Origin of the sequence: Arthrobacter sp. YC-RL1 (genome assembly GCF_001454985.1) — a bacterium.
Taxonomy (GTDB): Bacteria; Actinomycetota; Actinomycetes; order Actinomycetales; family Micrococcaceae; genus Glutamicibacter; species Glutamicibacter soli.
The window spans coordinates 2,283,344-2,297,216 of the sequence record NZ_CP013297.1 but is presented as its reverse complement, the minus strand read 5'-3'; the positions used below and the strand labels follow the sequence as shown (position 1 = coordinate 2,297,216).

The 13,873-nt window shown below is 58.5% G+C and carries 11 protein-coding genes and 3 tRNA genes; 13 read left to right on the top strand and 1 reads right to left on the bottom strand.

All coding sequences use genetic code 11. From position 1 onward, the window contains the following. The first annotated feature begins 25 nt into the window (after positions 1-25). The 10 genes from galE to thiL all read left to right on the top strand — a co-directional run bounded on the left by galE (position 26) and on the right by thiL (position 9,313). Complete coding sequence (gene galE / locus ATC04_RS10750) at positions 26-1,093, top strand: UDP-glucose 4-epimerase GalE (RefSeq protein ID WP_047118912.1); 1,068 nt, start codon at positions 26-28, stop codon at positions 1,091-1,093. 47 nt (positions 1,094-1,140) lie between these two features. Then, complete coding sequence (locus ATC04_RS10745) at positions 1,141-1,905, top strand: fumarylacetoacetate hydrolase family protein (RefSeq protein WP_047118913.1); 765 nt, start codon at positions 1,141-1,143, stop codon at positions 1,903-1,905. Between the two features lie 161 nt (positions 1,906-2,066). Next, complete coding sequence (gltX, locus tag ATC04_RS10740) at positions 2,067-3,572, top strand: glutamate--tRNA ligase (RefSeq protein WP_047118914.1); 1,506 nt, start codon at positions 2,067-2,069, stop codon at positions 3,570-3,572. A 17-nt stretch (positions 3,573-3,589) separates the two neighbouring features. After that, positions 3,590-4,354, top strand: coding sequence for an HAD family hydrolase (locus ATC04_RS10735; protein WP_060617019.1), 765 nt, complete (start codon positions 3,590-3,592; stop codon positions 4,352-4,354). A gap of 109 nt (positions 4,355-4,463) precedes the next feature. Continuing rightward, positions 4,464-4,535, top strand: a tRNA-Gln gene (locus tag ATC04_RS10730). Positions 4,536-4,584: 49 nt separating this feature from the next. Next, a tRNA-Glu gene (locus ATC04_RS10725) sits at positions 4,585-4,660 on the top strand. 34 nt (positions 4,661-4,694) lie between these two features. Next, positions 4,695-4,770 (top strand) — tRNA-Glu (locus ATC04_RS10720). A gap of 95 nt (positions 4,771-4,865) precedes the next feature. After that, positions 4,866-6,635 (top strand): dynamin family protein, encoded by a 1,770-nt coding sequence (locus ATC04_RS10715; protein WP_047118916.1) that lies wholly within the window; start codon positions 4,866-4,868, stop codon positions 6,633-6,635. Continuing rightward, positions 6,632-8,275 carry a GTPase gene (locus ATC04_RS10710; protein WP_047118917.1) on the top strand — a complete coding sequence of 548 codons (1,644 nt, stop codon included), beginning with the start codon at positions 6,632-6,634 and terminating at the stop codon, positions 8,273-8,275. The genes ATC04_RS10715 and ATC04_RS10710 overlap by 4 nt, the downstream gene beginning before the upstream one ends. A 6-nt stretch (positions 8,276-8,281) precedes the next feature. Further along, entirely contained in the window at positions 8,282-9,313 is a 1,032-nt protein-coding gene (gene thiL, locus ATC04_RS10705; protein WP_052772338.1) for a thiamine-phosphate kinase, read from the top strand. A 19-nt stretch (positions 9,314-9,332) separates the two neighbouring features. On the opposite strand, the gene ATC04_RS18830 is transcribed toward thiL, so the two are convergent. Beyond that, positions 9,333-10,058, bottom strand: coding sequence for an IclR family transcriptional regulator (locus tag ATC04_RS18830; protein WP_082124047.1), 726 nt, complete (start codon positions 10,056-10,058; stop codon positions 9,333-9,335). A gap of 113 nt (positions 10,059-10,171) precedes the next feature. Here ATC04_RS18830 and leuC point away from each other — a divergent pair, with 113 nt between their 5' ends. The 3 genes from leuC to murA all read left to right on the top strand — a co-directional run bounded on the left by leuC (position 10,172) and on the right by murA (position 13,860). Then, a complete protein-coding gene (gene leuC, locus ATC04_RS10695) occupies positions 10,172-11,620 on the top strand; it encodes a 3-isopropylmalate dehydratase large subunit (protein WP_047118919.1) in 1,449 nt (482 codons plus the stop codon). Between the two features lie 14 nt (positions 11,621-11,634). After that, on the top strand, positions 11,635-12,240 hold the full coding sequence (leuD, locus tag ATC04_RS10690; RefSeq protein ID WP_047118920.1) for a 3-isopropylmalate dehydratase small subunit: 606 nt from the start codon (positions 11,635-11,637) through the stop codon (positions 12,238-12,240). A 300-nt stretch (positions 12,241-12,540) separates the two neighbouring features. After that, positions 12,541-13,860 carry a UDP-N-acetylglucosamine 1-carboxyvinyltransferase gene (murA, locus tag ATC04_RS10685; RefSeq protein ID WP_047118921.1) on the top strand — a complete coding sequence of 440 codons (1,320 nt, stop codon included), beginning with the start codon at positions 12,541-12,543 and terminating at the stop codon, positions 13,858-13,860. Positions 13,861-13,873: the final 13 nt, after the last annotated feature.

Here is a 13,873-nt window from a genome sequence, read left to right as displayed (position 1 = left end):
ATTCGTTTTAAGTGAGGACTTCGGCATGCACGTTTTGGTTACCGGTGGAGCTGGATATATTGGCTCGCATACCGTCCTTCTGCTTTTGCAGGAAGGATACCGCGTTTCCATTATCGACAACTTCAGCAATTCATCACCGGAGTCGATTCGTCGAGTTACGAAGTTAGCAGGGCGGGCACCAGAGCTTCACAACATTGATTTGCTTGATGCTTCTGCTGTGGACTCCATTTTCGAAGCCCTGCGGCCAGATGCAGTGATCCATTTTGCTGGGTTGAAGGCCGTAGGGGAGTCTGTATCCCAGCCCCTTCGCTACTACCGGAACAACGTCACTGGCACCCTGAATCTCTTGGATGCCATGGAATCTGTTGCCTGCAGGACACTCGTTTTCAGCTCATCTGCCACTGTCTATGGCGAGTCGACGGCCTTGCCGCTAGTCGAGTCAACGCCTCGTAGCGCTACTAATCCGTACGGGCGCACGAAGCTCCACATCGAAGAAATGCTCGAGGAATTGGCGACCTCGGACCCACGTTGGTCCATCGCAAATTTGCGGTATTTCAATCCTGTAGGCGCGCACGAATCCGGAGAGATCGGCGAAGATCCACAGGGCATCCCCAATAATCTCATGCCATTCGTAGCTCAGGTTGCCGTAGGAGTTCGTGAAAAGGTCAACGTCTTCGGCGGCGATTATCCCACTGTTGATGGAACCGGCGTCCGGGACTACATCCACGTATTGGATCTGGCCGCCGGGCACCTCTCGGCCCTGAACTACCTGCAGCAGGCCAAGGGCGCGCATGTTTGGAACTTGGGTACGGGCTCTGGTTCGAGCGTGCTGGAAGTCATTGAAGCGTTCGTACGAATTTCGAAGCGGCCGGTGCCCTACGAGATCGTGGAACGCCGCGCTGGTGATGTCGCCGAAAATTACGCCGATGCGGAGAAAGCCCGTCTTGATCTAGGGTGGAAGGCCGAGCGTGGGCTGGAACAGATGGTGGGTGACATGTGGCGTTGGCAAAGCCACAATCCGACAGGATTCCCGGACCTAGAGTTCCGCGAAATGACCGAAGAAGAACTGAACGCATTTATCAACGGAAAGTAAGCTGCCACAGCGTGCATGGCACGGTCAGAGCAAGTTAGGGTTTAGAAATGCGCATTGCTCGATTTGTAGTTGATGGCGACCCTCTTTACGGTGTCGTCGATGGAGAAAATATTCATGCACTTGCGGGGGACCCGTTCTTTCAGGGCATTAAGACCACGGGTGCTGTCCACCAGCTGGACGACGTTCGACTGGTGGCGCCAATTATTCCCCGATCCAAAGTCGTCGGATTCGGCCGCACCTACAGCGAACACGCTGAGGAGCTCGGCAACAAGGTGCCGCCGGAACCATTGATGTTCCTGAAGCCGAATACCTCAGTCGTTGGACACGGAGAGCCGGTCACCCTTCCTGCATTTTCACAGGAGGTTTCCTTCGAAGGCGAGCTTGCGGTCGTCATCGGACGCATCTGCAAGGATGTGCCAGCAGAAAAGGCCGGCGATGTCATCTTCGGATACACGATCGCCAACGACCTCACTGCCAGAGATGCCCAGCGGACCGACCCGCAGTGGGCCCGGGCCAAGGGATTCGACGGCTCGTGCCCGCTCGGCCCATGGATCGAAACCGAACTGGAAGACCCGGACGACGTAGCGATCACCACGCGCCTGAATGGTGAGGTCCGCCAGGACGGTTCCACGCGGGACATGATTTGGCCTGTTTCCGAACTTGTTGCACGTGCTTCCGAAGCATTCACCTTGCTTCCCGGCGATGTGATCATGACAGGCACCCCTGCAGGCGTGGGGCTTGTCAACGCCGGCGACATCGTTGAGATCGAACTTGAGGGACTTGGAACACTGAGGTCGGTTTTCCGTCGATAACGTGTTTTGAGTAAATGTGGTTTTTCCTTGAAACTGGAAAAGCCACCATCTTGCCATCATCATTTTGGTGGTACCGCACTGGCTCCCGGTCACGAATGTGACTGGGAGCCCTCGCGTATGGAATTCGGCAAGTTGGCCCGAAGGTTTAGAATAGAACCATCATGACTGATCTTTCGCTGATTCCACCCGTGACCGAAGATACTCCCGTTCGCGTCCGTTTCTGCCCATCGCCTACCGGCACTCCACACGTAGGCATGATTCGTACGGCTCTGTTCAACTGGGCCTACGCCCGCCACACCGGTGGCAAGATGATTTTCCGTATTGAGGATACCGACGCGAAGCGCGATTCCGAGGAAAGCTTCAACCAGGTTCTGGATGCACTGGACTGGCTGGGCATCGATTGGGATGAAGGCGTCAACGTGGGCGGTCCGCATGAGCCGTACCGCCAGTCGCAGCGCGGCGACATCTACCAGGATGTCATTGCCAAACTTCGCGAGGCCGGACACCTCTACGAGTCCTACTCGACGCCGGAAGAAGTCGAAGCGCGTCACAAGGCCGCCGGCCGCGACCCAAAGCTGGGTTACGACAACTTCGACCGTGAACTGACGGCAGAGCAGATCGCTGCGTTCAAGGCCGAAGGCCGCGAACCGGTACTTCGCGTACGCATGCCGGACGAGGATGTTACCTTCACCGACCTGGTTCGTGGAGAGATCACTTTCAAGCAGGGGAGCGTGCCTGACTACGTAGTGGTTCGCGCCAATGGCCAGCCACTGTATACGCTGGTTAATCCGGTGGATGACGCGCTGATGGGAGTGACTCACGTGCTGCGCGGCGAGGATCTGCTGTCCTCCACGCCGCGTCAGGTTGTCCTCTACGCGCTGCTGCATGATGTAGGCGTTGCCAAGTACATGCCACGATTCGGGCACCTGCCGTACGTGATGGGCCAGGGCAACAAGAAGCTTTCCAAGCGCGATCCTGAATCGAGCCTGTTCCTTCACCGCGAGAATGGCTTTATTCCCGAGGGCTTGTTGAACTACCTGGCACTGCTTGGCTGGTCGTTGAGCGCGGATCAGGACATTTTCAGCAGCGAAGAACTCGTCAAGGCTTTTGACGTGACCGACGTGCTGTCGAATCCTGCACGTTTCGACGTGAAGAAGGCCGAAGCCATCAACGGCACCCACGTTCGCATGCTGGAACCAGAGGACTTCCGCAATCGCTTGGTTCCCTACCTTCAGGCTGCCGGCCTCGTAGGTGAAGAGCTGACCAACCGTGAAAACGAGATCCTCGACCAGGCCGCACCTCTGGTACAGGAGCGCATCACTCTTCTGGGCGAAGCGGCAGACATGCTCGAATTCCTCTTCAAGAATGATGACGAGATTGTCGTCGAGGAAAAGGCGCTCAAGGGTATGCCGGCAAACCTCGGCGACGTTGTCAGTGCCTCGATTGAAGCTTTGGAAGGCGTGAAGAACTGGAACGCAGAAGAGATCCAGAATGCACTGCGGACCAAGCTGGTTGATGAGATGGAGCTGAAGCCACGCCAGGCATTCGGTCCTGCGCGAGTTGCCGTTTCCGGCAAGCGCGTCTCACCTCCATTGTTCGAATCCATGGAGATCCTCGGCCGGGAGTCGAGCTTGAACCGTATGCGTACCTTCGGCGCCTCGCGGTAACAGGAAACGCTAATTTCGTGAACGAAGTACCTAACGCCTTGGCTGGATCTGCCAACAGATCCATCCAGGGCGTACTTTTTGACATTGATGACACTCTGGTAGACCTTCGAGCAGCCGCTATTGCAGCTTTCCTGGAGCTTACAACCGAAGAGCTCAGACACGTAGATGCTTCGGAAGCAAGCGTCGTTGCCGCAGCTTTTGCCGATGACAAGGCCGGAGCCTACGAACGCTACATGGCAGGTGAACTGACTTTCCTGGAGCAAAGGGAAATTCGCTTGCGATTCTCCCTGGGGCTCGTGAATGCCGAAGCGCCGGCAGGGGAGCTATACCAAGCGTGGGCCGAGACCTATGAGAAGACGGTGCGTAGCTATTGGCGCCCGTTTGAAGATGTCGTGCCCCATTTGGATCAGCTCCGAGCCATGGGCATTCCCTTCGGTGCCGTTAGCAATAACCTTGAGTCGTACCAGCGGGCCAAGTTGGAAATCGCTGGTCTTGAAGGATTCGCTGTGGTTGTTGGATCCGATACGGCCGGCGCGCCGAAACCTGCGCCTGCACCGTTTCTGGCAGGCTGCCAGCAGCTTGGTATCCATCCGCAGCAGACGCTTTACGTGGGGGACAACCCGGTCAATGACTACGAAGGAGCACGCAATGCGGGACTCCCAGCAGTACTGCTGGACCGCGAGGCTTTTCATGAGGATTTCCTCGGACTTCGAATCCGTGATCTCTGGGGCTTGGCGGAGTTAATCGGTGCAGGCTTCGACAGTTTTGTCGCCGATTCCTAGGGGAATCGTCGATTTGTATTGATCCCGGAACGTCGGTATAGTTATATCTCGTGCTGAAGCGATCAGTGGGAATTGAATTATCAATTCAGTCTGAAAGCCCAAGTCACATTGGGATATGGTGTAATTGGCAACACAACGGTTTCTGGTTCCGTCATTCTAGGTTCGAGTCCTGGTATCCCAGCGCTTCATCAAAAAACATTTGATGAGCTAAGGAGAAATTCTTGGCATACGGCCCCATCGTATAGCGGCCTAGTACTCCGCCCTCTCACGGCGGCAACACGGGTTCGAATCCCGTTGGGGTCACCAAGCTTATTCTCAGGTCTCCCGCAAGGGAATATACGGCCCCATCGTATAGTGGCCTAGTACTCCGCCCTCTCACGGCGGCAACACGGGTTCGAATCCCGTTGGGGTCACCACACAAGCCACAGGTAAATCTGTGGCTTGTTGTATATCCACCCAAATCTGCCCGATATGTTTCAAATAACGTCCTTTCATAGGGCAAGATGGTCACATGGAGGCAAATTCGGAATCCCGCTCGGCGGGCAGCGCAGCTACCCCTGAGGGTTCAGGCTATGCGCTATCCACCATCAGGCAGCTTGCATCGTTGAGCTCCGTACTAGATGGGCTCACCTTTCTACTTTCCGCATCCAATCCGACGCTGCCCAGCGAAATACTCAGAACCAAGACGATTCACCAGATCGCCGACTACCTAGTGCCTCGGCTGGAAAACCTCCACGCACCACTGCTCATTGTCGTGGGCGGTTCCACCGGTGCAGGGAAATCCACTCTGGTGAATTCGCTGCTTGGCGAGACCATCAGCGCCTCGGGTGCCGTCCGCCCGACAACCCGCGTTCCGGTGCTCGCGTACAACCCGTCCGATGCGTCGTGGTTTGAAGATCGACGAATCCTCCCCGCGCTGAGAAGGTTGTCGTATTCCGGGAATCAACCGGATGACGCCAACGCAAAAGCGCAGGCAGTGCAACTCGCTCCACACGCGAAAGTCCCCTCCGGGATTGCCATTATTGACGCGCCGGACATCGATTCCATTTCGGACGAAAATCGTGCTCTGGCAGCGCAGCTTTTGAATGCAGCGGACCTTTGGATATTCGTCACGACTGCCAACCGGTATGCGGATGCGTTGCCTTGGGACCTGCTCACGGAAGCTGGGGCCCGGAACATCACTGTCAGCATCGTGCTCAATCGTGTGCCCGCGGGTGCGCAAACCGAAATTCTTCCTGATTTAGAACGACTGCTCAGAGATAGGGGACTGGGATCTTCGGCCGTTCACGTGATTCAAGAAATGGAGCTTGACCAGCAAAAATTATTGCCCCAAGCGCTGACGCAACCAATTTCGAACTGGCTTGACTCGCTGGCCGGAGATGCCCAGGAACGCAAACGCATCGCCTTACAAACCCTTGACGGTGCACTTAGGCGGTCCGTTGCGGACGTGAACGAGCTCTACGCGGAACTCAAGGACCAGGAAGCGCAACTGCAGGAACTGCTCCTCGGCGTAGACCAGCGTTTCGACCAAGCCATGGACGTGGTGAAATCGGCGCTGAAGGATGGAACCCTGCTCCGCGGAGAGATCTTGGCTAGATGGCAGGATTTCGTCGGTGCAGGAGAACTGCTGCGTGGAATTGAAGGAAGCGTAGGCCGCATCCGCGACCGTATTGGTTCATTTTTCTCCGGGCGACCGCTGGCAAGCAACAGGGTTGAACAGGCGATTGAAACGGGCCTGCACGCAATATTCGTCGCAGAAATTACCGAGGCCGCCGACAACCTCGACCGGGTCTGGCGTACCACCCCCATTGGGCAGGAACTCAGCCGCGCACTGCCGACACCCAGACTGCCCGCGGATCTCAGCGAGTTGGCAAGCCGCAGCGTGCGCGAATGGCAGAATGACATTCTCACCATGATTCGTGAAGAGGGTGCGGGGAAGCGAAAGACTGCCCGCATGGCGGCATTCGGAGTGAATGGCATTGCAGTCGTCCTCATGGTTGTCGTTTTCGCATCGACGGCGGGGCTAACCGGACTGGAGCTCGGTATCGCCGGGGGATCTGCTGTAGTCGGCCAAAAACTGCTGGAAGCCATTTTTGGTGAGGACGCCGTGCGGCGGATGGCGGCAAGGGCCAGCGGCATGCTCGAAGAACGCGCACGCGAGTTGATCAATGCCAACGCAGACGTTTACCGAAACGTCATCAGGTCCTGCCAGCAACCCGAAGAATTGGAAGGCCTGGCTGAGTTTATTCACGCTCAGGGCCAGAAAGGCCACCACGTATGAGCGAGCGCAAGGTACTCAGGGCTCAAGCCAGTCTGTCGGGTCAGATCGATTCGCTTTCCGAGGCGATGAAGCTTGGAGAATCGTACCTCGACCCGCAAACTGTTGATTTCGCAGCACTGGTTATGTCGCGCGCCGAAGCCCGTCGCCAACTGTCCTCCGACCATGTGGTCATCGGGCTCTTCGGAGCTACGGGTTCCGGCAAATCAAGTCTCTTCAACGAATTGGCGGGAGCACAGCTCGCCCGGACCGGAGTCATTCGTCCGACTACAACGAAAACCATCGCGGCGATCTGGAACCCGGAAGGTTCCGGAGAACTGCTTGATTGGCTGGAAGTTGATGATTGGCACGTCGTCGACTCGATGTTCGGAGCCACCACAGCGCCGCGCGGAACGACCCCGAGCGGAGGCCTGATCCTCCTGGATCTTCCGGACATGGACTCAACGGCACTGGAGCACCATGAAATTGTGGAAAGACTGTCCGGGCAGGTGGACGTCATGGTGTGGGTGCTGGATCCGCAGAAGTACGCTGATGCCTCCATCCATCAAGGCTATCTTGATGGTTTGGGATCCCATGAGGGGAACTTGCTGGTGGTACTGAACCAGATAGACCTCATCGCGGCTTCCGATCGAGCGGCAATCCAGAAATCCTTGACGGGACTTCTTGCCCAGGACGGATTCCGGGGACTGGAAATCCTTCCGGCTTCATCGCGAACCGGCGAAGGCATCGATGCATTAAGAACGCGGATCGCCAAACTCGCGGAAAACAAGGCCCTGTCGATTCGACGGCTCAAGGCCGATGTCGACCAGGTCATACATCGACTCGTTGCCGAACTCGGCGTGGAACAGGTCAACCTGCCTGGGAAGCTCGACCAAGACGAGCTGGAACAGGGAATCGCCGCTGCCCACGGGGTGGACCTAATCGCGGACGCGGCTGAGCGCTCCTACCTGCTTCGCGCTTCCTCGCACACCGGCTGGCCGTTGACGAGCTGGGTGATCCGCTTCAAAAACGACCCATTGAAGAGGATGAACCTCGGGCGAAACCACGAGCATCCGGAACTGGCCCTGACCTCGCGGCCCCCGCTGTCTGTGGCGCAATCTGCCACTATCAAGCAGTCGGTCAACACCTACCTGTCCAAGGCTACGGACGGGATGCCGGTGGGTTGGTCGGAAGAGCTCAGGGCAAGTACCACGGATCACCTTGACGAGTTGGACCAGGATATTGACGTGGCCATAGCCACCACAGACCTAGCGATTGACAAGAAATCCTGGTGGTGGCCGTTGACGAAGGTTCTGCAATGGGCGTCGATTATTGTTGCCTTGGGCGGCGCCCTGTGGCTCGGTGCCCTTGCCGTGGCGGGGTATCTTCAGTTCGCTGTTCCGGAGCCTCCGATGGTCGAAGGTTTTCCCATTCCCACCCTGATGCTCCTGGTCGGGTTACTGCTCGGTATTGTCCTCGGCATCGCCGGTTCATTTGTCAATCGAATGGTCGCTAAGATGAAGAGAAAGCATGTTCACCGGAACCTTGAGCGCTCCGTTGCGGGCGTTGTCCGCCAGCACATTGTGGATCCTGTCGCTGCACACCTGGACCAGTTCAACAGCTATGCGGATCTCATCAACCAGGCCGCGAAGAAAGCCGATTAATACTCAGTGACGAATCACCAAGCTAGCAAGCTCCCGACCGTCGGCGACCTAGGGGAGCAGGGAATCCTTGACGCCATGCTGCCTCTCCTGGACTCCAAACAGGCACCCCTGGGCCCAGGCGACGACGCCGGAGCCCTAGCCGTTTCCGGTTCGGAAGTTGTGGTGTCCGTCGACACTCTTGTCGAGAATCAGGACTTCCGGTTGTACTGGGACAGCGGTTTCGAACACAAGGCCTTCGACATCGGGTGGAAGTCGATCGCCCAAAATGTTTCAGACATCAATGCCATGGGAGGCGTCCCGACAGGCGCCGTCATCTCCCTGTCCCTGCCTGAAAGCACCAGCATTGAATGGGTCAAGGAATTCTCCAGGGGCATCTCCGCTGCAGTTCAAGGGCTCGGTGCGGGCCGTCTCGCGGTGATTGGCGGAGATCTGGGCAAGGCTGCCGAAATATCAGTGACTACTACCGTCATCGGAGAGTGCGAGCACGGCAAGGTGCTCAGGAGCGGCGCCACACCGGGGGACCGCATAGCCATCGCGGGACGTCTGGGATCGGCCGGCGCTGGACTGGCGGTACTCGATGGCAGCACGCAATGGCAGACGTGGAACCGTTCGGTCCGCAGGATCGTGAATTCCCAGTGCAAACCAACCCCGCCGTTGGAATCGGGTCCCCGGGCGGCCGAAGCCGGCGCGAGCGCCATGATGGACATCTCCGATGGACTGATCCGGGATGCTTCGCGTCTGGCCAAGGCCAGCGGCGTCAACCTTAACCTGAACGTCGACTCGCTGAAGCACTTCGCTGCTCGCTTGGAGCCTGCGGCAGTGCTGTTGGGTGCGGATCCGATGCTGTGGGTCCTTGAAGGCGGAGAAGACTTCGGACTGCTCGCGGTGTTCCCGAAAGGTGCCTCGATTCCTGAAGAATTCACCGTCATCGGCGACGTCAGTGCGCAGACCGGCCGCCGTACCCTGGTGAAAATCGATGGGCAGATCGTCAACGGAGCCCGCGGATTCGACCATTTTTCCGAGGCCATGAAGCGCTGAATCGAGACCAGCTCTCGGTTCAGGGGCGTTCAGCCTGAACCCGGAGCAATTCAGACAGCTCGTTCGCTGCGGCAACTACGGCTTCATGGTAGATCTTTCCCGGCTGGCGGGTCAGACGTTCAATAGGACCGGACATCGACAACGCGGCAATGACACGACCGGACTGGCCCCGGATTGGCGCTGATACCGAAGCAACCCCGGGTTCGCGTTCGCCCAGCGACTGCGCCCACCCGCGCCGGCGCACGCCGGCAAGAATTGTTGGCGTGAACCGTGCATGATGCAGGCCATCGATCATTCGCTCATTGTCCTCCCAAGCCAAAAGCACCTGCGCAGCGGATCCAGCTTTCATGGAGAGCTGGGTGCCCACGGGGATGGTATCGCGCAGACCCACCGGGCGTTCCGCACTGGCGATGCAAACACGGAAGTCTCCCTGCTTGCGGAAGACCTGCGTGCTCTCACCAGTTTGGTCCCGGAGCTTGAGGAGGATGGGTCCAGCGGCGCTGACCAAGCGGTCTTCACCGGCGGCGCTGGCAAGTTCGACCAAGCGGCTACCCAGTTCGAAACGCCCGTGCAGGTCCCTTCCGACGAGTCCATGATGGGCCAGCGACTGCGCAATTCGATGGACGGTTGGCCTGGAAATCTGGGTCAGCTCCACCAGTTGTGAGAGCGTGGTTGGGCCATTCTCCAATGCATTGAGAATGGCGGCTGCCTTATCGAGTACGCCTACGCCGCTACCTGTTGTCATATCTCGATTCTCCCGTCTCAGCATTTGAGATTCAAGTCCGCATACTGGAAATGTTCTTCTGTGAAGTGTCAAAGTTGAGATATCAAATGAACGTAGCTTGAGGAGTGTGTCGCATGTCTGCCACGCAGTCGCCACAGACACTGGCCGAGAAGGTCTGGAATGCGCATGTTGTGCGCCGTGGAACCGGTGAAGGCGAAGCCCGCCAGCCGGATCTTATTTACATCGATCTGCACTTGCTGCACGAGGTGACCTCTCCGCAGGCATTCGAAGGACTGCGTCTGGCCGGCCGCCAGCTTCGCCGGCCTGATCAGACCATTGCCACGGAAGATCACAACACGCCCACGCTTGACATCGACAAGCCCATCGCCGACCTGACGAGCCGGACCCAGATCAACACCCTGCGGGAAAACTGCAAGGAGTTCGGCGTGCGCCTGCACTCCCTTGGCGACAAGGAACAAGGTATCGTCCACGTCGTTGGTCCGCAGCTGGGACTGACCCAGCCGGGTATGACGGTGGTCTGCGGCGACTCCCACACGTCGACCCATGGCGCGTTTGGCGCATTGGCCTTCGGCATCGGTACCTCCGAGGTCGAGCACGTGATGGCAACCCAGTCCCTGAGCCTGAAGCCGTTCAAGACCATGGCGATCAACGTCGAAGGCACCTTGAAGCCGGGCGTCACTGCCAAGGACATTATCCTTGCGGTCATCGCCAAGATCGGCACCGGAGGCGGTCAGGGCTACGTCCTCGAATACCGAGGCTCCGCCATCCGTGCCTTGTCCATGGACGCGCGCATGACCATCTGCAACATGTCCATCGAGGCAGGCGCCCGGGCCGGCATGATCGCTCCGGACCAGACCACGTTTGATTACGTCAATGGACGTCCCCACGCCCCGCGGGGCGAAGACTGGGACGCCGCCGTTGCGGAGTGGAAGCAGCTGCATTCGGACGAGGGGGCCCAGTTTGATGCAGAGGTCTTCCTGGACGCGGATGAACTGGAACCTTTTGTCACCTGGGGAACCAACCCGGGCCAAGGTGTGTCGCTCTCAGCCTCGGTGCCAACTCCGGAAGACTTCGAGGACGAAAACGACCGCAAGGCCTGCGAACGCGCATTGGAGTACATGGGTCTGACCGGCGGAACTCCCATGAAGGAAATCCGTGTTGATACCGTCTTCCTGGGCTCTTGCACCAACTCCCGCATGGAGGATCTGAGGGCGGCCGCCGTGGTGATCAAGGGCAAGGAAAAGGACCCCAACGTCCGCATGATTGTTGTCCCTGGCTCGGCCCGCGTCCGCTTGGAGGCTGAAGCCGAGGGCTTGGACCAGATCTTCAAGGACTTCGGCGCCGAATGGCGTTTTGCCGGATGCTCCATGTGCCTGGGCATGAACCCCGACCAGCTCACAGAAGGCGAGCGCTGCGCCTCGACCTCGAATCGAAACTTCGAAGGACGCCAGGGCAAGGGCGGACGCACCCACCTTGTCTCCCCGCTGGTAGCCGCCGCAACGGCAATCCGCGGCACGCTGTCCTCGCCGAGCGACCTCGTCAACACTCCGGTAGCGGTCTAGGAAGGATCACCGTCATGGAAAAGATTGTTAGCCACACCGGAATCGGTGTACCACTGCGTCAGAGCAACGTCGACACTGACCAGATCATCCCTGCCGTCTATCTCAAGCGCATCACCCGCACCGGATTCGAGGATGCCTTGTTCGCCGGTTGGCGCCGCGACGAGAACTTCATCCTGAATCAGGAGCCATTCAACGAAGGCTCGGTTCTTGTGGCCGGCCCCGACTTCGGCACCGGTTCGTCTCGCGAGCACGCAGTCTGGGCGCTGAAGGACTACGGGTTCAAGGCAGTCATTTCGGCTCGTTTCGCGGATATCTTCCGCGGCAACTCCGGGAAGCAGGGGCTGGTAGCTGCCGAGGTAGCCCAGAGCGACATCGAATTGATCTGGAAGGAACTGGAGAACAACCCGGGCACCCAGGTCACGGTTGATCTGGAATCCCGCACGGTCCAGTGCGGATCGATTTCCGCGCCATTCCAGATTGACGACTACACGAGGTGGCGTTTGATGGAAGGCCTGGATGACATCGGCCTGACCCTCCAGCATGAAGAGGACATCACCGAATTCGAGGCTGCACGTCCTTCGCATAAGCCGAAGACGCTTCCAGCACGATTCGCCGACTAAACGGCAGCATCTTGGCTGGGGCATCAAGCTGATCTTGACGCTCTGCCATGGTTCCCCGGACGGCCCGTTCGCATTCAGTTCAATGTATTGTGCTGAATGCGAACGGGCCGTTTCATGTTTGCATGTTCCTCCGGTGTATTCCTTGAATTCAAAGGCTGAAAGCATCCTCACAATACCCACGCCACGCGACTATCGGTCCCATTTCATGCTGTCTTAGGCGGTATGCTTACTTAGTCCTGCTAGTTCACGGCCCGCAGGCTGGAGCAGGCAATAACGACTACGCGATGAGGTATTTCATACATGGGTAAGATCCTGACGATCCATGGCGGTGTGCCACTAGTGGGCACCGTACGAGTCGGCGGAGCTAAGAACCTGGTTCCCAAGGCCATGGTGGCGGCGCTGCTTGGCGATACGCCTTCGGTGCTCCGCAATGTGCCAGAGATCAAGGATGTTACCGTCGTTCGCAGCCTGCTGGAGATCCACGGGGTCAAGGTCGAGCAGGATCCGGAAACCGGCGACCTCACCATGGACCCGAGCCAGGCCAAGTCGGCCTCGAACCAGGCAATCGATGCCCACGCCGGCGATTCGCGCATCCCGATTCTTTTCTGCGGCCCGCTGATCCACTCGCTGGGCGAAGCATTCATCCCGGACCTCGGCGGATGCCGTATCGGCGACCGTCCCATTGATTTCCATCTCGAAGTACTGCGTGAATTCGGCGCGGTCGTGGACAAGGCCACCGATGGGATCCGGATCTCTGCACCGCTGGGCCTCAAGGGTGCGAAGCTCCACCTGAAGTACCCGAGCGTCGGCACCACCGAGCAGGTGCTGCTTTCTGCCGTTCGCGCCAAGGGTGTCACCGAGGTCAGCAATGCCGCCATTGAGCCGGAAATCTTGGATCTGATCTCGCTGTTGCAGAAAATGGGCGCCATCATTTCCGTGCACCGCGACCGCGTGATCCGCATCCAGGGCGTCGACAAGCTCAATGGCTACGAGCACACCGCGCTGCCTGACCGCAACGAGGCAGCCTCGTGGGCTTCCGCAGCGCTGGTGACCAAGGGCGATATCTTCGTCCAGGACGCCCAGCAACGGGACCTGACAGCTTTCCTTCACGTCTACCGCCAGATCGGCGGCGAGTTCGAGGTCAAGGCCAACGGCATCCGCTTCTACCACCCCGGTGGCGACCTGAACCCGTTGATCCTCGAAACGGATGTCCACCCCGGCTTCATGACCGACTGGCAGCAGCCACTGGTGGTCGCACTGACGCAGGCCAGCGGCGTTTCGGTCATCCACGAGACCGTGTACGAAAACCGCTTCGGATTCACCGATGCACTGGTGCATATGGGCGCTACCGTCCAGGTGCACACCGACTGCCTGGGTTCCACCCCGTGCCGCTTCGGCCACCGCAATTTCAAGCACTCGGCAGTGGTAGTCGGACCTGCCAAGCTGGTTGGTGCGGAAATCGACGTTCCGGACCTTCGCGGAGGTTTCTCCCACCTCATTGCGGCCTTGGCCGCCGAGGGAACCAGCAAGGTCACCGGTATTGAGCTGATCAACCGAGGCTACGAGCACTTCATGGACAAGCTCACTGCACTTGGCGCCAATGTTGAACTGAGCGAATAGAGGATACCGGTCC

Excerpts from the sequence above, each read along its gene's own strand:
- galE (WP_047118912.1), top strand. The coding sequence starts at position 26 with ATGCACGTTTTGGTTACCGGTGGAGCTGGATATATTGGCTCGCATACC.
- ATC04_RS10745 (WP_047118913.1), top strand. The coding sequence starts at position 1,141 with ATGCGCATTGCTCGATTTGTAGTTGATGGCGACCCTCTTTACGGTGTC.
- gltX (WP_047118914.1), top strand. The coding sequence starts at position 2,067 with ATGACTGATCTTTCGCTGATTCCACCCGTGACCGAAGATACTCCCGTT.
- ATC04_RS10715 (WP_047118916.1), top strand. The coding sequence starts at position 4,866 with ATGGAGGCAAATTCGGAATCCCGCTCGGCGGGCAGCGCAGCTACCCCT.
- ATC04_RS10710 (WP_047118917.1), top strand. The coding sequence starts at position 6,632 with ATGAGCGAGCGCAAGGTACTCAGGGCTCAAGCCAGTCTGTCGGGTCAG.
- ATC04_RS18830 (WP_082124047.1), bottom strand. The coding sequence starts at position 10,058 with ATGACAACAGGTAGCGGCGTAGGCGTACTCGATAAGGCAGCCGCCATT.
- leuC (WP_047118919.1), top strand. The coding sequence starts at position 10,172 with ATGTCTGCCACGCAGTCGCCACAGACACTGGCCGAGAAGGTCTGGAAT.
- leuD (WP_047118920.1), top strand. The coding sequence starts at position 11,635 with ATGGAAAAGATTGTTAGCCACACCGGAATCGGTGTACCACTGCGTCAG.
- murA (WP_047118921.1), top strand. The coding sequence starts at position 12,541 with ATGGGTAAGATCCTGACGATCCATGGCGGTGTGCCACTAGTGGGCACC.